Origin of the sequence: Limnobaculum eriocheiris, from assembly GCF_021010575.1 — a bacterium.
Lineage (GTDB): Bacteria > Pseudomonadota > Gammaproteobacteria > Enterobacterales > Enterobacteriaceae > Limnobaculum > Limnobaculum eriocheiris.
The window spans coordinates 1-20,733 of record NZ_JAJNAG010000028.1 but is presented as its reverse complement, the minus strand read 5'-3'; the positions used below and the strand labels follow the sequence as shown (position 1 = coordinate 20,733).

The 20,733-nt window shown below is 46.7% G+C and carries 20 protein-coding genes; 19 read left to right on the top strand and 1 reads right to left on the bottom strand.

Annotated features, from left to right (window positions below; translation table 11 throughout):
* The first annotated feature begins 202 nt into the window (after positions 1 to 202).
* The 16 genes from LPW36_RS12055 to LPW36_RS11980 all read left to right on the top strand — a co-directional run bounded on the left by LPW36_RS12055 (position 203) and on the right by LPW36_RS11980 (position 18,241).
* Positions 203 to 901, top strand: coding sequence for a FadR/GntR family transcriptional regulator (locus tag LPW36_RS12055; protein ID WP_230609925.1), 699 nt, complete (start codon positions 203 to 205; stop codon positions 899 to 901).
* Positions 898 to 1,803, top strand: a complete 906-nt coding sequence (locus LPW36_RS12050; protein ID WP_230609923.1) for a 2-dehydro-3-deoxygalactonokinase — start codon at positions 898 to 900, stop codon at positions 1,801 to 1,803. The genes LPW36_RS12055 and LPW36_RS12050 overlap by 4 nt, the downstream gene beginning before the upstream one ends.
* Positions 1,787 to 2,404 carry a 2-dehydro-3-deoxy-6-phosphogalactonate aldolase gene (locus LPW36_RS12045; protein WP_230609921.1) on the top strand — a complete coding sequence of 206 codons (618 nt, stop codon included), beginning with the start codon at positions 1,787 to 1,789 and terminating at the stop codon, positions 2,402 to 2,404. Before LPW36_RS12050 ends, LPW36_RS12045 begins: the two co-directional genes overlap by 17 nt.
* Entirely contained in the window at positions 2,401 to 3,549 is a 1,149-nt protein-coding gene (gene dgoD, locus LPW36_RS12040; RefSeq protein WP_230609920.1) for a galactonate dehydratase, read from the top strand. Before LPW36_RS12045 ends, dgoD begins: the two co-directional genes overlap by 4 nt.
* Before the next feature lie 206 nt (positions 3,550 to 3,755).
* Positions 3,756 to 5,057, top strand: a complete 1,302-nt coding sequence (locus tag LPW36_RS12035) for an MFS transporter (RefSeq protein WP_230609919.1) — start codon at positions 3,756 to 3,758, stop codon at positions 5,055 to 5,057.
* 490 nt (positions 5,058 to 5,547) lie between these two features.
* Positions 5,548 to 6,837 (top strand): YidR family protein, encoded by a 1,290-nt coding sequence (locus LPW36_RS12030; RefSeq protein ID WP_230609918.1) that lies wholly within the window; start codon positions 5,548 to 5,550, stop codon positions 6,835 to 6,837.
* A 134-nt stretch (positions 6,838 to 6,971) separates the two neighbouring features.
* Positions 6,972 to 7,418: a peptidoglycan-binding protein LysM gene (gene lysM / locus LPW36_RS12025; RefSeq protein WP_230609916.1), complete on the top strand. Its 447-nt coding sequence runs from the start codon at positions 6,972 to 6,974 to the stop codon at positions 7,416 to 7,418.
* A 470-nt stretch (positions 7,419 to 7,888) separates the two neighbouring features.
* Positions 7,889 to 8,611: a carbonic anhydrase gene (locus LPW36_RS12020; RefSeq protein WP_230609914.1), complete on the top strand. Its 723-nt coding sequence runs from the start codon at positions 7,889 to 7,891 to the stop codon at positions 8,609 to 8,611.
* 216 nt (positions 8,612 to 8,827) lie between these two features.
* The gene (locus LPW36_RS12015; RefSeq protein ID WP_230609912.1) at positions 8,828 to 10,426 is read left to right on the top strand and encodes an FGGY-family carbohydrate kinase; all 1,599 of its coding nucleotides are present in this window, start codon (positions 8,828 to 8,830) and stop codon (positions 10,424 to 10,426) included.
* Between the two features lie 25 nt (positions 10,427 to 10,451).
* On the top strand, positions 10,452 to 12,110 hold the full coding sequence (locus LPW36_RS12010; protein WP_230609910.1) for a signal transduction protein: 1,659 nt from the start codon (positions 10,452 to 10,454) through the stop codon (positions 12,108 to 12,110).
* A 1-nt stretch (position 12,111) separates the two neighbouring features.
* Positions 12,112 to 13,038 carry a dihydrodipicolinate synthase family protein gene (locus tag LPW36_RS12005; RefSeq protein WP_230609907.1) on the top strand — a complete coding sequence of 309 codons (927 nt, stop codon included), beginning with the start codon at positions 12,112 to 12,114 and terminating at the stop codon, positions 13,036 to 13,038.
* Positions 13,039 to 13,052: 14 nt separating this feature from the next.
* Positions 13,053 to 14,123, top strand: a complete 1,071-nt coding sequence (locus LPW36_RS12000) for a sialidase family protein (protein ID WP_230609905.1) — start codon at positions 13,053 to 13,055, stop codon at positions 14,121 to 14,123.
* Positions 14,120 to 15,091 (top strand): tripartite tricarboxylate transporter substrate binding protein, encoded by a 972-nt coding sequence (locus LPW36_RS11995; protein WP_230609903.1) that lies wholly within the window; start codon positions 14,120 to 14,122, stop codon positions 15,089 to 15,091. The genes LPW36_RS12000 and LPW36_RS11995 overlap by 4 nt, the downstream gene beginning before the upstream one ends.
* 46 nt (positions 15,092 to 15,137) lie before the next feature.
* Positions 15,138 to 15,599, top strand: coding sequence for a tripartite tricarboxylate transporter TctB family protein (locus LPW36_RS11990; RefSeq protein ID WP_230609901.1), 462 nt, complete (start codon positions 15,138 to 15,140; stop codon positions 15,597 to 15,599).
* Between the two features lie 18 nt (positions 15,600 to 15,617).
* The gene (locus LPW36_RS11985; RefSeq protein ID WP_230609900.1) at positions 15,618 to 17,126 is read left to right on the top strand and encodes a tripartite tricarboxylate transporter permease; all 1,509 of its coding nucleotides are present in this window, start codon (positions 15,618 to 15,620) and stop codon (positions 17,124 to 17,126) included.
* Between the two features lie 107 nt (positions 17,127 to 17,233).
* Complete coding sequence (locus LPW36_RS11980) at positions 17,234 to 18,241, top strand: LacI family DNA-binding transcriptional regulator (RefSeq protein WP_230609899.1); 1,008 nt, start codon at positions 17,234 to 17,236, stop codon at positions 18,239 to 18,241.
* On the opposite strand, the gene LPW36_RS11975 is transcribed toward LPW36_RS11980, so the two are convergent.
* Positions 18,225 to 18,605 (bottom strand): YceK/YidQ family lipoprotein, encoded by a 381-nt coding sequence (locus LPW36_RS11975; protein ID WP_230609898.1) that lies wholly within the window; start codon positions 18,603 to 18,605, stop codon positions 18,225 to 18,227. The two genes, LPW36_RS11980 and LPW36_RS11975, sit on opposite strands and share 17 nt — an antisense overlap.
* 299 nt (positions 18,606 to 18,904) lie before the next feature.
* On the opposite strand from LPW36_RS11975, the gene ibpA reads away from it, so the two are divergent.
* The 3 genes from ibpA to LPW36_RS11960 form a co-directional block, all read left to right on the top strand.
* On the top strand, positions 18,905 to 19,318 hold the full coding sequence (ibpA, locus tag LPW36_RS11970; protein WP_230609896.1) for a small heat shock chaperone IbpA: 414 nt from the start codon (positions 18,905 to 18,907) through the stop codon (positions 19,316 to 19,318).
* An 88-nt stretch (positions 19,319 to 19,406) separates the two neighbouring features.
* Positions 19,407 to 19,838 carry a small heat shock chaperone IbpB gene (gene ibpB / locus LPW36_RS11965; protein WP_230609894.1) on the top strand — a complete coding sequence of 144 codons (432 nt, stop codon included), beginning with the start codon at positions 19,407 to 19,409 and terminating at the stop codon, positions 19,836 to 19,838.
* Between the two features lie 600 nt (positions 19,839 to 20,438).
* The coding region (locus LPW36_RS11960; RefSeq protein ID WP_230609892.1) for a filamentous hemagglutinin N-terminal domain-containing protein at positions 20,439 to 20,733 on the top strand (295 nt) is incomplete at its 3' end.

The following is a 20,733-nucleotide window of genomic DNA, read 5'->3' as shown; positions in this document are numbered from 1 at the left end:
TTGTACGTTTTACGATCCAGATCGTAGTACAATTTATTTAAATTGAATTACAATAATTCATCACAATGGAAATACTTGCCATTTTTGACACCCTGTACAAGACAGGTGAGAGTCAGACAGATAAAGTTGGTAAAACCGAAACTGATGCCGTAGTAGCACAGTCCTCAGTACAACAATGACATTTATCACTTTGGAGTTACTGATGCCACAGTCTGAAATGAGCAAAACCGATCGCATTATTATCGAGTTAGGTAAGCAGATCGTACACGGTAAATATATTCCCGGTTCTGCACTACCCGCAGAAACCGACCTTTGTGAAGAATTTAATACCTCACGCAATATTATTCGTGAGGTGCTGCGCGCGCTGGCGGCAAAGCGTTTAGTCGAGGTTCAGCGTTATCGGGGGGCATTTGTCACTTTCCGCAATCAGTGGAGTTATCTCGACAGTGATGTTTTGCAGTGGATTCTTGAGTATGACTATGACCCACGGTTAATTGCCTCAATGAATGAAGTGCGTCATTTAGTTGAGCCGAGTATGGCCCGCTGGGCAGCCGAACGAGCAACGCCCATCGAGCTGGTGCAGATTGAAAGAGCCCTGAATGACATGATTATTTACAGTCAGGACCGCGAGGCGTTTAACCAGGCGGATATCCGTTTTCATCAGGCGATTATGGTGGCAACCCATAACCCGATATTGCAGCAATTAGGGGTTGCGATTAGTTCGCTACAGCATGCGGTGTTTGAGCGTACCTACATGCCTGATGAAGACAATATGCCCCGTACACTGCGGGAACATAAGGATTTGTATGATGCGGTACGTCATCAGGATATCCCTGCCGCAGAGAAGGCCGCGCTGGCAATGATTGCCAGTTCTACCCAACGTTTAAAGGAGTCTACATGATTGAGCAATTTATCGGCGTTGATTGGGGTTCAACCAATCTGAGAGCCTGGTTATTTGATGGCGATCTGTGCGTCGATACGCTGCGTTCTGAACGAGGGGTAACCCGCTTTGACGGCCAACAGCCGGAGGCTATTTTTCATCAGCTGTTTGATAACTGGCTGGCTCAGTATCCTGACGGTATCCCTGTGGTTATGGCCGGTATGATTGGTAGCAATGCCGGATGGATCCCGACGCCTTATCAAATGTGCCCTGCCAATTTAAGCCAAATCGCCCATCACTTGATGCCGGTCGCTCAGTTGGCCCCAATGCGTGCCTGGATTGTGCCGGGGCTTGCCATTAATCAGGATGGCAACTGTAACGTTATGCGTGGTGAAGAGACGCAGTTAGTGGGTGCTCATGCACAAAAACCAGCGGCTTACTATGTGATGCCCGGTACCCACTGTAAGTGGGTTCAAATGGATGGCGATACGGTGGCCGATTTTCGCACGGTGATGACCGGGGAATTGCACCATCTGCTGATTAACCATTCTCTGGTAGGAGCCGGTATCGGCGTGCAGCGAGAGTCACAGCAGGCATTCAGGCAGGGCATGGAAATTGGCTTTAATGAAACTCATATTATCCGTCGTCTGTTTGAAACCCGGGCGGCCCATGTTCTTGGTCAGTTAGATCCTTCCGTGGTTCAGGAGTGGTTGTCCGGACTGCTTATTGGTAATGAAGTGGCGCAAATGCAGCAGCAATATGCCGATGTAAATCAGCGCGGCGTCACCATTATTGGTAACCAGAGTTTAACGGCTCGCTATCGTGAGGCGTTGGCTTTAGCCGGTATTCCACATCAGGCCATTGATGGTGATGATGCCTTTAAATCCGGTATAAGGAGTCTGGTTTATGAGTTGGAAAACTAATTTTCCGCTAATTGCTATTTTGCGTGGTATCAAGCCTCAGGAGGTGGAATCTCACGTTTCTGCCCTGATTGAGTCTGGTTTTGATGCCATTGAAATTCCGCTGAATTCGCCTCAGTGGGAGATCAGTATTCCAAAGATGGTAGAACAGTTCGGTTCCCGGGCATTGATTGGTGCGGGTACGGTATTAACGGTTGCTAACGTGGAGCGTTTAGCTTCAATGGGCTGCCAAATGATCGTCACGCCAAATACCAATCCAGCCGTTATTCGACGCTCGGTGGAGTTTGGTATGACGGTATGTGAGGGCTGTGCTACGGCAACAGAGGCCTTTACTGCATTAGAGGCCGGCGCTCAAACGCTAAAAATATTCCCGTCTTCATCGTTTGGTCCTGACTACATTAAAGCGCTGAAAGCGGTGTTACCGCCAGAAATACCGGTATTTGCGGTGGGTGGCGTGACACCGGAAAATCTCCACCAATATATGCGGGCGGGATGCGTGGGTGCCGGACTGGGAAGCGACTTGTATCGTGCTGGTCAGACACCAGAGCAAACTCGTCAACAGGCGCAACGTTTTGTTAAAGCCTATAAGGAAGTGCAGTTATGAAAATCACTAAACTCACCACTTACCGTTTAGCCCCGCGCTGGATGTTTCTTAAAGTAGAAACGGATGAAGGCGTGACTGGCTGGGGGGAACCGGTGATAGAAGGTCGCGCTCGCAGCGTTGAAGCTGCAGTACATGAACTGTCAGAGATGATCATCGGTCAGGATCCTGCCCGTATTAATGATATCTGGCAAACCCTGTATCGCGGTGGATTTTATCGCGGTGGCCCTATTCTGATGAGCGCTATCTCTGGTATCGATCAGGCATTGTGGGATATCAAAGGTAAAGTATTAGGGGTTCCGGTTTACCAACTGCTGGGTGGACTGGTACGCGATAAGATTAAAGCCTACAGCTGGGTTGGTGGCGATCGCCCATCGGATGTGATCTCTGGTATTAAGAAACTGAAAAGTATCGGCTTTGATACCTTTAAGCTTAATGGCTGTGAAGAGATGGGGATCATTGATAACTCACGTAAAGTGGATGAAGCCGTGGGAGTCGTGGCAGAAATTCGTGAGGCTTTTGGTAATAGCATCGAGTTTGGTCTGGATTTTCATGGTCGTGTTGATGCACCAATGGCAAAAGTTCTGATTAAAGAGCTGGAACCTTATCGTCCGCTGTTTATTGAAGAACCAGTACTGGCAGAGCAGGCGGAATATTATGTTCGTCTGGCAGCGCAAACCCATATTCCTATTGCGGCTGGTGAACGTATGTTCTCTCGCTTTGAGTTTAAACGCGTACTGGCAGATGGCGGCCTGGGCATTGTTCAGCCAGACCTTTCCCACGCTGGTGGTATTACCGAGTGCTATAAGATTGCGGCCATGGCGGAATCTTATGATGTAGCGTTTGCAGCACATTGCCCACTGGGGCCGATTGCGCTGGCTTCCTGTCTGCATATTGACTTTGTGGCGCGTAATGCAGTGCTTCAGGAACAGAGCATGGGTATTCACTATAATCAGGGTGCAGAGTTACTGGATTATGTACTGAATAAAGAAGACTTCTCGATGGAAGATGGTCATTTCTATCCACCAACCAAACCAGGGTTAGGGGTAGAGGTGAATGAAGAACTGGTGATTGAACGTAGTAAACATGCTCCTGACTGGCGTAACCCGGTTTGGCGTTATCCGGATGGTGCTGTTGCCGAGTGGTAATAATATTGTGGAAGCATGGCGTTTATTTAAAACGTAATTAGTCGGTCATTTTAAATATTAAAGCAATAAAAAGGCGTAAATACCCGCTGGGGTTCCTTTGCGCCTGAATCTGACCGGGGTTGTTCTGGTTGCGTTGAAAATAGGGCAATAGAGCAATTTTTATTATTTTCCGGCAGGATAAAAACAATTAAACAGGATACTCTACAATGGATAAAACAATCGATTCGGTAGAGGTAATAAAGCCCACCAAGCGTCGCTATATTACCTTATTGATGATATTTATTACGGTGGTAATTTGCTATGTTGACAGGGCAAACCTGGCCGTAGCATCCGCTAAAATTCAACAGGAATTTGGTATTACCAAAACGGAGATGGGATATATTTTCTCCGCCTTCGCATGGACCTATACCGCCTGTCAAATCCCTGGCGGTTGGTTTTTAGATCGGGTTGGTTCCAAACTGACCTATTTTATTGCCATCATGGGCTGGTCAGTCGCCACCTTGCTGCAAGGTTTTGCTGGCGGCTTAGCCTCTCTGATTGGTTTACGGGCCGTGACCGGTTTGTTCGAAGCCCCGGCTTTCCCGGTGAATAACCGTGTTGTTACCAGTTGGTTCCCTGAACAGGAACGTGCCGGTGCGGTTGGTTTTTATACTTCCGGGCAGTTTGTTGGTCTGGCATTTTTAACACCAATGCTGATTTGGGTTCAGGAAATACTGAGCTGGCACTGGGTGTTCTTTATTACCGGTGCAATTGGTATTGTCTGGGCATTGATCTGGCACTTTAATTATCAAAGCCCAAGAAAAAGCAAAAGGATAAATCGTGCCGAGCTTAAGTATATTGAGCAAGGTGGCGGTATGGTGGATGGCGATGCTCTGATTGAGAAAAAAGAGAAAGTGCCATTTACCCGTGCAGACTGGAAACTGATTTTCCATCGTAAACTGATTGGCGTCTATTTGGGCCAGTTTGCGATAGCCTCTATGTTGTGGTTCTTCCTGACCTGGTTCCCTAACTATCTAACCCAGGAGAAAGGCATTGCGGCGTTAACCGCTGGCTTTATGACGACGGTTCCTTTCCTGGCCGCTTTTCTGGGTGTGTTACTTTCTGGTCAACTGGCCGATAAGTTAACCCGTAGCGGTAAGTCCATTGGTTTTGCGCGTAAAACCCCAATTATCTGTGGTTTATTGCTCTCTTCCTACATCATGGGCGCTAACTACACCAACGATCCGATTTGGATTATGGTGCTGATGGCCGTGGCATTCTTTGGTAATGGTTTTGCTTCTATTACCTGGTCGCTGGTTTCTTCACTGGCTCCGGTTCGTCTGATTGGTTTAACCAGCGGGGTATTTAACTTCATCGGCGGTTTGGGTGGTATCACTGTACCTCTGGTCGTGGGTTATCTGGCACAAAACTACGGTTTTGCTCCTTCACTGATCTATATTTCAGTGGTGGCGGTGATTGGGGCGCTCTCCTATATTTTACTGGTTGGAGAAGTGAAGCGGATTGCTTGATTTGCCCGGGGCTATAACTGATTGGTTATAGCCCCTGAGTTCTTTCCAAATTATTTTTATTCACTATTGTGTCTATTCCGGCCGTAAAGGCGATGAGCTTATAACACCTCTGAGCCCGGCCGGAAAACCGTTCATCAGACCGGCTCCTGCGCCATCTTCATTCGAACTTATGCTCCGGCATGGATTCACTTCATTCATAACAGCCATCTAAAGTTTTTATTGGGCATACAGCTCCCATTCAGTTTCCCGCGTTTAATTGAAAGGTGCTGAGGAGCCGCCCTGAATCTTGTATCTATGGGTCTTTTCTCTCATCTCACCTTGCCGTAACCTTAATTTCCTCCTATATCTATTTAACATCATTATGTTATTAATTTTCTTAATGGTGAGGAAATAGCGATAACGGTGGAATTTTTTATAACCTTTCAGTGACAGTTGAAAATTTATCTTGCAACATAAAGATTCGTACAGGCGACAAGGTAGGAGCACATCGATGCGTGAAACAGAAAAACAAATTACCTATACGCCCTGCAACCACCAGTTAACTAACGTTAACGTATGGACACCGGACAGTCAGTGGCTGGTTTATGATGTCCGGCCCGATGGTTCGTCGTTTACCGGCGAAACTATCGAACGGGTGAATATTGATAGCTGTGAAGTTGAGATTATTTATCAGGCCGAGCCGCAAAGCTATGTTGGTGTAGTGACCGCCAGCCCGGTTGAGCCGGTGCGCTATGCCTTTATCCACAGCCCGGAAAAGCCGGATGAACAGTGGCACTATGACTTTCATCACCGTCGCGGTGTGATAGTCACTGAACCCGACCGAAAGCATGCAGTTACGCTGGATGCATTAGATTATACGCCCCCCTATACCAGCGGCGCGTTGCGCGGCGGTTCCCATGTGCATGTTTTTAGTCCGGACGGCAGTCGACTGAGTTTTACCTATAACGATCATGTGATGCATGAGAAAGGGCCACAGTTCGATCAACGCAATATTGGTGTTGCGGTGCCATTGCACTCCGTTAAGGTTGAAAAGCAACACCTTCGAGAATATGACGGTAGCCATTTCTGTGTTTTAGCCAGTTCAACGGTGTTGGTTCCTGAAGCCGGTAGTGATGAAATCAGCCGGGCTTATGAAGAGGGATGGGTGGGAAATCAGGGCTATATGACCGCGCAGGGAACAACTCAGCGCTGGGCGCTGGCGTTTATTGGTGATACCCGTTCGGAAGATGGCAGTAAGCTTTCAGAAGTTTTTATTGTTGATTTACCGGAACATTTAGAGGATTACGCCAAACCCGGTGAGTACCCACTAACAGGAACGGAGGAACAGATGCCGGCACCTCCGGCTGGCGTCAGTCAGCGTCGTTTGACTTATACCGGCGATCGTCGCTTTCCGGGAGTAGTCTCTTCACCGCGCCACTGGGTGCGCAGCTCGCCGGATGGCAGCAAAATTGCCTTTTTGATGAAAGATGATTTTGACGTGGTTCAGGTTTGGCTGGTTTCTCCGTTAGGCGGTGAGTTAAAGCAGGTGACCAGCGGTGGTTACGGAGTCGATTCGGCATTTAGCTGGAGTCCGGATGGCCGCAGTTTAGTCTTCGTTATGGATGGCAGTATTGTGCTCTGTGATGTTAACAGCGGCGTGGTTAAGCGTTTAACGGAAAAGAGCCTGAACCACCTTTGTGCGGATGCGGTGGTGTATTCACCCAATGGTGAATACATTGCTTATATGCGAAAAGTAGAGGGTTTTTCTCAATTGTTTATTACTGGTACCGAATCGGATTAATACAAAATTAGTGTGTGAACGGTTCGTGGGATATACTATAAACAGCGCTTATTTCTCACTGACGAGCTGGTTTGGCTCAGATTTAGTGGGTAATAAGTGGTGTTTAAACATTTTAACTGCTGTTGGAGAATATAATGGGAATGTTATTCAATTTTGTTAAGGAAGCAGGCGAAAAGCTTTGGGATAGTGTCTCTAGCAAACCAGAAGATAAAGCAGCAAAACTGAAAGCGCACCTGGATAAAATGGGTCTGCCTGGTTCAGATAAAGTTGATATTAAAGTAGAAAACGACACCGTTATCGTTGGTGGTGAAGCTGCGGATCAGGAACTGAAAGAAAAACTGATGGTTATTCTGGGTAACGTTGCATCTATCGGTAACGTGCAGGATCAAGTTTCTGTTGTTCAACCTTCAGAAGAAGGTAACTTCTATACCGTTCAGAAAGGCGATACGCTGGGTGTTATTGCTAAGTCTCAGTATGGTGATGCCAACAAATACCAGAAAATTTTTGAAGCTAACAAACCAATGTTAAGCCATCCGGACAAAATCTATCCGGGACAAGTTCTGCGTATTCCTAAAATATAATCAGTTATTAATTAATTGATTTAGAAACCCCCAGACTTTAATTGGTTTGGGGGTTTTTTTATTTATTATTTTCATATTTACTTTCGTGCTTTTTATGCTGTTGAAATTAATTCTTATTTATTTTTGGCATTTAATAGAATAAACCGGCTAAGTTTTAGATTCATATCTTATTTCACCCCGATTTATTGAGCATTAATAACCGTGTTTTGAAAAGGTTATATTATTTTTCATTAGCTTAATGAAAATAATATATGTGTGTTATTTATTCATATCAATGAGTTACATATTATTACACTTTGCATGGGATTAATTACAGCTCGGTTGATTCATGTAGTTTTAATCGAATATATAATTACTGAACACGGAGTTTATTTTTCCGCTGAGTCCAGGGATGTTAGCAATATTGAATTCGACTGATATTTGTCATATCCCTCTAATATTGTTCCGGTTAATTTTTGAAAGGAAATAATGTGAAAAAGTTCATCGCCGTTTGTGGTCTGGCATTATCTTTTAGTGCGCTTGCTTCTCCTCATTGGGAATATAGCGGCGAAGCCGGTCCGGAGCATTGGGCTGATTTATCACCAGAGTTTGCAGCCTGCCACGCTCAAAACCAGTCGCCGGTTAACCTGACCGGTACCGTTAAATCCGATCTAAAACCTTTCCATATTACTTATGCTGCGGGCGCAGAGAATATGGTAAATAATGGCCATACGTTACAGGTTAACTATGCGTCAGGTAGCAAAATTGAGGTTGATGGTACTTCGTTTGAGCTGAAACAGTTCCATTTCCATACTCCGGGTGAAAACCAAATTGAAGGTAAATCTTTCCCGATGGAAATTCACTTTGTTCACGCTAACAGTAAGGGTGAACTGACAGTATTAGCCGTTATGGTGAAAGAGGGTAAAGCTAACCCAACACTGGCTAAACTGTGGAAAGAGATGCCTAAAAATGGTGAAACAGTAACCTATGATCAAAAGATCAACGCCAAAGATTTGCTGCCAGCTAATCTGCACTACTATCGCTTTAGCGGTTCTCTGACCACTCCTCCTTGTACTGAAGGGGTTCGTTGGTTAGTACTGAAAAATCAGATCACTGCCAGCCATGAACAAATTCAGGCGTTTACCGCACTGATGGGCCACCCAAATAACCGTCCGGTTCAGCCAATCAATGCCCGTGAAGTTCTGAAAGACTAAGTAAACTGCGTCCTGCCGGCGTTAATCATGCTTAATTAACGCTGGCTGGATTATGTCTTTTCCTCCTTCCAGATTGCTCAAAATATTATCTATTCCAATTCAGTCAGTTATCTTCTTCACTTCGATCGATATCACATAATTTAAACAATTCGATTGTTTTTTATTCTCTGCTTTCATAAGTTGCTAACTCGACGCAGCATTGAGTGTGGAGGCATTGTGGAGCAGCAGTTTTTTATCGGAGTTGATGTAGGTTCTGCCAGTGTCAGGGCCGGTATTTTTACCTCTCAGGGGGAGCGGTTGGCGTTTTCCGTGCGGGCTATTCAACAATTCCACTCCCGTACCAATATGGTTGAACAGTCATCTGCAGATATCTGGCAGCAGGTGTGTGCGGTGGTAAAAGAAGCTGTGGAGTTATCTCAGGTAGATATTCATTCCATTTGCTCCATTGGTTTCGATGCGACTTGTTCTCTGGTCGCTGTTGCACAGGATGGTTCGCCAGTCTCGGTTGCTGAAGATGGTGATGTAAATCGGGATATCATCATGTGGATGGACCATCGAGCTATTGATGAAGCGACGGAAATTAACCTGACTAACGATCCGGCGTTGCAATATGTCGGTGGTGAAGTCAGCGTAGAGATGGAATTACCCAAAATTCTTTGGTTGAAAAGACGCTATCCTCAACGCTATCAACAGGTATGGCGTTTCTTTGATCTGGCTGATTATCTGGTCTGGCGCGCCAGCGCTGCCGATGTGGTCAGTATTTGTACTCTGAGTTGTAAGTGGAATTATCTCGCCCATGAAGGGCGTTTTAGCCATAGCCTGTTGGATGCCGTAGGGCTGTCGGAGTTAACCGACAAAGTACCCACTACGGTTTTAAATCTGGGTGAAAAAGCGGGAACACTTAATCCGGAAGTGGCCCATCAGTTTGGATTACCAGCCAGTGTAACCATTGCCAGTGGAATTATTGATGCCCATGCCGGAGGTTTGGCTTTGGTAGCCGCACAGCCGCAAGCTAGCCTGGCGATTATCAGCGGCACTTCTAACTGCCATATGGTGGTAAGCCCACAGGCAGTGATGGTACCCGGCGTATGGGGGCCATATTTTAGCGCGATGATCCCTGACTGGTGGTTGAATGAAGGCGGACAAAGTGCCGCAGGTGCGCTGGTTGAATGGACGCTGCGTCAAAGTGATGCCTGGCCCGAGCTGGAAGAGATGGCTAAACGCCAACAGTGCAGTTACTACCAAATTCTGAATCAACGGGTTGCTCAACTTGAACAGCAGCATCCGTTCCCTACTTATCATTTTCATATTCTGGCGGATCACCACGGCAACCGCTCTCCCCGCGCCAATCCTGATGCAAGAGGTATGGAGTCAGGTCTAACGCTGGAAACGGGGATGGATGCATTGGCCCGCCGCTACTTAGCAACGCTACAGGCCATTGCCTATGGTACTCGTCATATCATCGATGTATTGGAAGAGTCAGGCCATCAGATTGACCGCCTGATTTTGTGCGGCGGTGCGACTAAAAACCCACTTTGGCTCAGGGAGTATGCCAATGCCACTCAGCGCACCATTCATCTGGCAAAAGAAGAAGATGCGGTCACGCTGGGGGCTGCTTTACTGGGGGCTGTGGCATGTGGCGCCTTTGCCGATTTCTCTGAGGCGGCCGGGGCCATGGTTCGATATGGCAACAGTATTCAGCCCGATGATTCAACCGCTTCATTCCATCAGGCTAAGTATCAGGTCTATTTACAGATGTATCAGGATCAGCAGCGTTACCATCAGATGATGAGTAAGGCCGAATTATTAGCGTAAATTTTATCAGAACAGGAAAATCAACGTGTTAAAACTTAATCTGCCACCGTCACCGGCGAAAATAGGGGCGAAGAGTAAGCAGGTACTGATGGTGACTAACGCAGATTTACGTGAACCTGCAAACGTCACCTGCTGGCCGGTACAGAAGAAATTTGAAGATAAGCTGGAGCAGGCGCTGGAACAACTGGGTTACTCCATGAAACGAGCGCATCCGGTAAGCCAGAGCCGCGGTCATGGTTTTATCAGCAGTCAGCGTGAAGGCAGTGATTTGTTTGCTGCTATTGAGCCCGATGCGCCAGTTATTGTGCTGTTAACCGCCTGGCAGTACTCACACCATATTGCTCCGTCGTTAGCTCACCATCGTGGTCCGGTGTTGCTGCTGGCTAATTTTGATGGTACCTGGCCGGGATTGGTGGGTATGCTTTGTCTGGCGGGCACCTTAACCAGTCTGGATAAACCCTATTCTCGTTTATGGTCAGAAAGTTTTGACGACAAGTTCTTTATGCAAGGTCTGCAAACCTGGCTGCGTTATGGGTCATTACAGCATAAGAATAACTATTTGCACGATGTGGCACCGACCCACCCGGTGATGGCTACCCTGGAGGGTGCCGTAGGTCGCAAAGTCGGTGAATATATTTTGCAGCATAAAGAGATTTTGGGATTATTCGATACTTTCTGTATGGGGATGATCAACGGTGTCTTTCCACAGCAAGCGCTGGTGAATATTGGTATGCCGCTGGAGTCGCTGTCGCAGTCTGCTTTACTGGTTGAAATGGCTAAAGTGCCCGATGAGCTAAGGGAGGCCTGCCTGAACTGGTATGAAGCGCGCGGTATGAAATTCCAGTTTGGTGAAGATAACGCCACCGAGCTGACCCGTGAGCAGGTTAAAGAACAGTGCGCCATGATGATTGCCATGGCGCGTTTTGTGAAACGTTTTGGCTTATCCGCGGTAGGCGTTCAGTATCAGCAAGGGTTAAAAGATAGCTGTGCTGCCTCTGACTTTGCGGAAGGTGCCATTGGTTCTACGGAGCGTTTCCCTATTCCTGACGAACAGGGTGAGATTATTTGCCCAAATCAGGCTATTCCCTGCATTAATGAAGTGGATATGGGGACGGCTATTCCTCAAACCATGCTATGGCGTTTGCTGAGTTCATTAGGGCTACCGGCAGAGACCACATTGCATGATATTCGCTGGGGCAGTGAGTATCGGGGTACCTTCTATTGGGATCTGGAAATATCTGGTGCGGTGCCGTTTGAACATCTGAAAGGCGGTATTGCCGGAGCTACCGGCTATCGTCAACCGCCTATGTTCTTCCCTTATGGTGGTTCAACCATTTGCGGACAGGGTAAAGCCGGGTGCTTTATCTGGGCGCGGGCCCACTATGAAGGAACTAATGTGGTGATGCATATTGGTACCGGTCATGGCGTTGAGTTACCGGACGATGAGTTTGAGCGTCGCCGTCGGGCCACTAACTATGAATGGCCACTGCTTAACTGTGTACTGGATGGTGTGCAGCGCGATGACCTGATGTCAGGACACCAGAGTAACCATATTACTATCGCTTATGTAGAACAGGATAAACTGGGTAGCGTACTGCGAGCATTTGTCGCTCAGGCGCTGACTCAGGGGATCCAGGTAAAAGTGGCGGGCGATGCACTGCATGCGCTTCAGAAGGAAGCATAACGTGAACCAACAAAAATATACCGGCGTCTGGCCGGTGATGCTAACGCCGTTTGATGAACGTAAAGAGATTGACTGGCACTCATTGGAAAAGCTGATTGAGTGGTATCTGGCTGCCGGTGTTCACGGGCTATTTGCCGATTGCCAGTCGAGTGAGATGTTCTTTTTAAGCGATGAAGAAGCCAGAAAATTGGTGCGTTTTATCGTCGAAAAAGTCGATGGGCGGGTGCCGGTGGTGGCATCCGGCCATACGGCCAATGCGTTCAGCCATCAGAGTGAACAGTTGATCAGCATGTCTGAAACCGGAGTTGACGGTGTGATTATGATCAGCAATCGTCTGGCGCTGGCGGGTGAAAGTCAGGAGAAAGCGCTGGAAACCTTACAGCGTTTAACGGCTCAGGTTCCGGTATCGGTAGACTTAGGGATATATGAATGCCCTTATCCTTATAAACGCCTGCTGTCGGAAGAGACGGTTGCCTGGTGCGCTCAAAGTGGTCGTTACACTTTTATCAAGGATACCTGCTGCGATTTAGCCATGATTAAACGTCGCCTTGAACTGGCAAAAGGGACGCGTTTGCATCTGGCAAATGCGAATAGCCAGACGCTGCTGGCCTCTTTTCAGGCAGGTTGCCAGGCCTTTAGCGGCGTGATGGCTAACTTTCACCCTGACCTGTATGTTTGGCTATATGAAAACTGGCAGGCAGAGCCGGAAAAAGCCCGGAAGTTGTCCGACTACCTTTCTACCGCTGCGTTAGTAGAAAACCTGGACTACCCAATTTGTGCGAAAAATTTCCAGCAATCCATTGGGAATTTCCATACTATTGCCTGTCGGGTGCGGGACAGCAGTGGATATCTGCAAACATTCTATCCGGAAGCCATTAATGGCATGGTGCGTTTGGGGCAGGATATTCGGCGCTATCTGGAGCTATAAGGAAAAATATTGAGATGCATTTTATTAAACAGTCTTTGCAGTTTTTATTGGATGTGAATCATCAACTTTTTAATAACTGTCATGCATCAACATTAGTGGTACTGCCAGACAGTGATGAACTGCTGGTAGCCTATTTTGCCGGACAAAAAGAGGCCAGTGGCGATACGGCGATTTGGCTATCCCGCTGCGTCAAAGGGGAATGGTTGCCGGCGCAAAGAGCCATTGCTCAGGATGGTCTGGCGCACTGGAATCCGGTTCTGCACTATCAGTGCGGTACGTTATGGCTGTTTTATAAAGTGGGGCCGGATGTACATCACTGGATAACACGTTATGTGACATCCGGAGACGGCGGTCAGAGCTGGAACCAACCTCAGGAACTGATGGAGGGAGACTTGCTCCCTCGTGGGCCGGTTAAAAATAAGCTGTTGGTGATGTCCAATGGCGAGTGGCTGGCTCCTTCTTCCATAGAGAATGACCGCTACTGGGATGCTTTTGTCGATATCTCCGCCGATTTAGGTGAGCGCTGGCAGCGGGTTGATATTCCCATTGCTCATATTAATCCGGCATCTGCGGATGAGCGTGATATCTGGCAGGGCTTAAAAGATGACGCACTGTGGGAAACCGATCTGCAACGTGTATTTCAATGGGATGGTGTGATTCAGCCAACGGTATGGGAGTCCGCTCCCGGTCAGGTACATGCGATGATGCGCAGTACTCGTGGGCGAATTTACCGCAGTGATTCAAAGGATTATGGTCGTAGCTGGTGTCCGGCCTATGAAACAGAACTGCCAAATAATAACAGCGGTATTGATGTGGTCGCGTTGAAAAATGGTGGTCTGGTACTGGCCTGTAACCCTATTGAAGGCAACTGGAATCGTCGTTATCCCATATCAATCAGTGTCTCGCAGGACAACGGCAAAACCTGGTCGATTCCGTTAGATCTGGAAAGTGGTGAAGGAGAATTTTCCTATCCGGCGATTATCGCCGATGGTGAAACACTCCATGTGACCTATACATGGAACCGTAAGAACATCGTGTACCAAAAAATAACTTCTGATAATGATAATAATGGAGTGCCCTCATGAAAAAAAATCTGCTTCCTCTGCTCGCGTTAATGCTGCCCTTCGGGATGGTTCAGGCGGAGCAAACGTTAACTTACCCTACCAAAAATATTGAAGTGGTTATTCCTAAAAACCCTGGCGGTGGTACTGATACCTCAGCCCGTACGGTGATTGAATTTGCCCGTGACCGTATGCCAAAGGGAACCATGTTTGTACCAGTGAATAAACCAGCGGGTAATGGCCTGACCGGGTTGATTGAAGTGGCGAAAGCCAAACCTGATGGTTATAAGCTGGTAATGACAACCGTTGAGCTGGCGATGTTCCCACATCAGGGAAAATCACCGGTGACCTACAAAGATTTTACTCCGCTGGTGACAACCATTGCCGATCCGGTCGCGGTGGTGGTTAATGCTAAATCACCTTATAACACGCTGCAGGAGTTTATTGATGCAGCAAAAGCTAATCCGGGCAAGCTGAAAGTTGGTAACTCCGGTATGGGGGCTATTTACCATCTGGCCGCCGTCAATATGGAAAAAACGCTGGATGTGAAGTTTAACCATATTCCTTATAACGAAGGTACCGGACCTTCGATTGCCGCACTGGTTGGTGGCCATATCGATTCCGTATTAACCACACCTGGCTCGGTAAAATCGCAGGTAGATGCCGGTATTCTGAAAGTGCTGGGTGTGATGGACGAAAAACGTTTTGAGTTGTTCCCGGACGTGCCGACCTTTAAAGAGGCGCTTGGTCTGGATGTTAACGTCAAAATGCGCGCCTGGGCCGTACTGGCAACCACTGCCAAAGTACCGGATAACGTGAAACAAGAGCTGGTGAATACCTTTACTGAAGTAGTAAAAACTCCGGCCTATCAGGAAGCGTTGAAGAAGCAGGGCATTATGCCGGTAGTGATTGCCGGTGATGATGCTTACAACATGATGAAAGAAGATGATGAGATGTATAAAACGCTGATCGACGAAACCATGAAAAAATAAATAGAGGTATCTCCTGCCGGTTCGCCGTCAGGAGGGAGACGATGTCATGCGGAAATTAAATATTCTTGTCGGTTTACTCTCGGTTCTGTTGGGTGGTGCAATCATGTATCTCTCCCGGGATATGAGCATGTTTGATCAATATGGCGTGCCCGGAGAGCGTTTCTGGCCTTATGGTCTGGCCTGGTTATTTATTGGATTAGGCGTTTTACAGTGGATTGAAGTAGCCGTTCAGCGGGTAAAAACCGCCGGTGTCTCGGTTGATTTAACCTCGGTATCGGTGCGCAGAGCCTATGTACTGGCGATAGTGATGGTGCTGTATGGCGTATTGCTTAACTATACCGGCTTTATTGTGGCTTCGCTGTTGTTGAGCCCGGTAGTGATGTGGATGATGGGTGAACGACGGGCGTGGTTTTTAGCACTGATCTCAGTGGTAATTGTGACCACTATTTATGTCTCATTTACCCTGATATTTAATTCCCCTCTGCCTGTATCTGAATTCTTAGAATAAAAGGATAAAGGGATCGCTATGAATGAAGTTTTAGAAGCCCTGTTTATCGTATTTAGCCTTGAAACGGTATCCATGATTCTGTTGGGCGTACTGGCCGGCATTATTATTGGCGCACTGCCGGGATTAACCGTTAACATGGGGATCGCTTTACTGTTGCCGCTAACCTATTCTTTTCAGGGCATGACCGGGATCCTTTTGCTGTTGGGGGTTTATTGTGGCGCCGTATACGGTGGTTCGATTACGGCTATTTTAATTAGTACGCCGGGTACGCCCGCTTCCGCCGCAACCGTGCTGGACGGCTACCCAATGGCGAAAAAAGGTGAGGCGGGCCGCGCATTAGGGCTGTCTACTATGGGCTCCATGTTTGGCGGCCTGTTCAGCACCATCGCTCTGGTGCTGATTGCACCTCTGTTGGCAAAAGTCGCTACCGGTTTCTCCGCGGCAGAGTATTTTGCTCTGGCGGTATTTGGTATCAGTATCATCACCAGCGTTTCATCTAACTCAATTATTAAAGGATTAATTGGTGGTGGTATTGGTTTGTTTATTGCCACCATCGGTCTGGATCCGATGACCAGTGGAATGCGTTTTACTTTTGATTCCATCTATTTAATGGGTGGGGTTTCTTTTATACCGGTGCTGGTGGGGTTGTTTGCTTTTTCTCAGGGCTTGTTGAGTTTTGAAGAAGACCATCGTGAGCGTATTGCCGGGCAGGTGAAGATTATTCGGGCTAATATTACGCGCATTTTACCAACCTGGCTCGATTTTAAACGGGTGTTACCAACCTATGTTCGTTCTTCGGTAATTGGTACCGGTATTGGTGCAGTACCCGGCGTTGGTGGTGATATTGCTTCTTTTATTGCTTATAACGAAGCGAAACGCTGGTCTAAGCATCCTGAAGAGTTTGGCCATGGTTCTCCGGAAGGGGTATCTGCCCCGGAAGCGGGAGCTAACTCGGTGGCGGGTGGTGCTATGGTCCCTCTGATGACGCTGGGGATTCCTGGCGATGGCGCAACAGCCATCATTATGGGCGCTTTTATGGTACAGGGGCTGGCGTTAGGCCCTCAGTTGTTTACCGACCATCCGGTTGAAGTGAACTCTATCTTTATCGGTCTGTTTGCTGCCAACGTATTTATGGGCATCATGGGCTTTATGGGGATGCGTCTGTTTGCCAAAGTGATGGATATTCCACGCCGCGTGCTGGTACCCATTATTCTGATGCTCTGTTCTGTCGGTGCCTACTCGGTTAACCACAGCATGACCGATGTATTTGTGATGATGGGTTCCGGGTTCTTAGCTTACATTTTGATTAAGCTGGATTTCTCTATGTCACCTATTGTCATCGGTATTATTCTCGGGCCGATGGCTGAATCTAACCTGCGTCGGGCGCTGATGATGTCTGAGGGCGATCCTATGGTATTACTGACTCGTCCAATATGTGCAACATTTTTAGCCATTGCAGTGTTAACATTACTGCTGCCGGTATTTGGACCGAAAATTAAATCACTAATGAAAGTCCGTCTGGCATAAGATTGTGATACCCGCAGGATATGGCGTGCGGTAGCAGAAAATTTGCCATATCCTGCACTATCAGTATTCACCATGTTTAATCAGTTAAATGGAACCGACGAGACACCATGGCTAAAACGGTAGAGCAAATTGCGAACGATTTAAACCTCTCCATTACTACGGTTCGTTTAGTATTAAATGGTAAGGCCGAACAGTATCGCATCAGCGTAAAAACTCAGGAAAAAATAGCTCAATACGTTGAATTACATGGTTATACTGTCAATCATACTGCGCGCAGTCTTAAACTGAACAAGACTGAAACTTTTGGTTTAGTTATCCCTCGTTTATCAAACCCTTTCTTTTCTGCGCTGGCCGAGCTATTGGAAATTCGCTGCCGGGAGGCGGGCTATCAACTGATGATCTGTTGTACCTATGGCGATCCCCGGTATGAAAATAAACTGGTGAAATCGCTGGAAGAGCGCAACGTTGACGGGATTTTTATCGTTTCGGTTGATGCTAAAAGTCAGGCTCACCACGTTAAACATCGCAATAAACCGCTGGTTTTTCTGGACCGGGATTTTGGCGTAAAAGGCGCTTCCTGCGTGATCACCGATAACTGTAAAAGTGGTTATCATCTGACTCGCGCCATGCTGGATAAAATTCAGCAACCGATTCACTTCTTTGTTGGTGATGCCGGGCTACCCACCATTGCCGAACGTTTGAAAGGCTACGTCAAGGCCTGTAATGAGTCGGGCTTTTCTCAGGAGAAATCTCTACTCTCTTATGCGGACCATAACCGGGTTGAAGATGGTGAACTGATGATGAATCAGTTTATTGAACAACAGGGTGAGTTTCCGGTTAATTTTATCTCTTCATCATTACCGATTCTGGAAGGTGGATTAAGCGTATTGCGTCAACGATATGGCTATATTCCCGGCGAGATTAATCTTGGTACCTTTGATGAACACGTCATGTTGAGCTTTTTGCCCAATAATATCTGGTCGATGCGGCAGGATGAGAAGACGCTGGTGGAGCAAGCCTGTGAAATAATGAGCAAAAAGATCGATGGATTAGCGGATAGCCAACTGTTTGTTGCTGATGCTGAGTTGATAGCCCGTATTACTTCTTATCGCTAGCTTTTTCCTGAGGAGATGGAGAATAGCCGGACCCTTTCATTAGCCCCTTTTCTTGCTTCTCTTTGTCTGAGTCTGAAATGGTTTTTCGTGGAGAAGAGCGGCCTTCGGTATCGCTGGCACGATAAAGATCATAAGGCAGCAATACCGTATCTAACATTGCAGAGAAGGGCAGATCGACAATCAACAGGCTACGCATTAACCATCCATGATTGTCGTCACCAATTATATCAATATCATGGGCGGTGCCGGGATAATACCGTTCATAAGGCGCCACGTGAGCCATCAGGCTGGAGCAACCAGAAAGTGCAAACATTGTTGTACTGACGCAAATGGGCAGTAGAAAACTTTTAACAGTAGTCATCATTGTTTGCTATCCACAAAACGCATAATACGTTCTGACAGTTAATGATCTTGAATTGAAGAGCAACGTTATAGCACTCAACTATCTAAATTTGAATAAGTAACACCAGATTAATGGCGTGTAGTTATAAAATTTAGCTTAGAAATCTATTTTTGCCGTTGAAAAATGAATTTATGCCTCCATTTTATTTACTGTGATCGATAAAGCAATGCCAATAGGGTTGTTGATCGCTGGAAGTTCATCTGTCCTGTAAGGAAGATGATGTTATTTAACCTCGCTGATCTATTTAGGAGGCGTATTTTATGCGTAATTTTGATCTTTCCCCACTGTATCGTTCAGCCATTGGTTTTGACCGGATGCTGAATACCCTTGAGTCAGGCCAGAGCCAGAGCAATGGCGGCTACCCTCCCTATAACGTTGAGCTGGTTGATGAGCACCACTACCGTATTGCTATCGCGGTTGCCGGATTCGCCGAAACCGAACTGGAGATTACCGCCCAGCCAAACCTGTTAGTAGTACGTGGTGCCAAACAGAGTCAGGAACCGGCAAAAACCTATCTTTATCAAGGTATTGCCGAGCGCAATTTTGAGCGTAAATTCCAACTGGCTGAACATATTCAGGTTGAAGGCGCTCATTTAGAAAATGGCTTGCTGTATGTCGAGCTGGCGCGGGTTATCCCTGAGGCATCAAAGCCACGCCGTATCGAAATTAAGTAATAAAATTTTAAGACGTTAAACGTCGAAACCGTTATTTGCCCGCCGTAATGGGGGCAGACCTCACTCGCTTCAAAGAAGGAGTTATATTATGCGTAATTATGATTTATCACCGTTATTTCGTCAGTGGATCGGATTCGACAAACTGGCCAGTACCATGCAGGGGAATACGGATTCTGGTTTTCCTCCTTACAATATTGAGAAAAGTGACGATAACCACTATCGCATCACATTAGCCTTAGCCGGGTTTAAGCAGGAAAATCTGGAAATAGAATCAGAAGGCCAGCGCCTGACGGTAAAAGGCAACCCAACCCAAATAGAAAAAGAGGTGCAGTATCTGCATCAGGGGCTATCCTGCAAGGCGTTTGAACTGAGCTTTACTCTGGCAGACCATATGGTAGTCACCGAAGCCAAATTTGAACTGGGGCTGCTGCATATTGATATTGAACGCAGAGTGCCGGAAGCGTTACAGGCACAGCGGATTACTATTGGTAAACAGGGTGTGATTGAGCACCAGCAATGATATTTGCTGAAAAATAATGGTATTTCATTTGTCGCCGACCGGGCGTAATAGCATTGCCTGATAAATATTCAGGAATTAACAAATCAATATCACAACCTTCCGGCGACAACTGTCGCCGGGAATTTATTGGCTCGACCTATAAACCAATATATAGAATACTTGTTTCTAATTTGAGGTTATTAATAACCTCAAATTTTCCTGGCCTGTATTTCAGCCTGCATACCTTAATTGAACAATAAATAGTGTACTGGTTTAATATCAATAAAGTGTATTCATTGTGTTATTTCATCAAATGCGCCTGGGTACTATTTTAGAACCTAATTCTGATTATTAGATTTTTACGAGTTTATTATCTGAAAATATGCCATTAATCTCATAGCTATCGTTCATTCTTAATCGGTTATTTTTATTCAGTAAAAAAATAATATCATATAGCAATTATTTGTATTCAACGGACTAATAGAACAATGCGTAAAGGGAGTTTCCTGTTTGTATTATCTTTTTGGATAATACAATCTCCAGGACTGACTTGAGGTTGGTACTCTATCTATTACCGTATTGGATTAATGTTTTAATTAAGCGCATCAGGATTCAGTAACAATGAAAAACAACATGGATGTGTTACCGGTTTCAATCAGCCGTTGCGTACTGAGCTATTTGATGAGTGCGTTGCTGTGTATTCAACCAATAGCGCCAGCGTTGGCTGCCGGTATTGATGTGGCATCGGGTAACACCAGTGCAGAAAATGCACCTAATGGTGTCCCGGTAGTGAATATCGCCACGCCAAACGGCGCGGGGGTTTCCCATAACCAGTACCAGAATTTTAACGTCGGTAAAGACGGGCTGATTTTAAACAATGCCACAGGAGCACTGAATCAGACCCAACTGGGCGGAC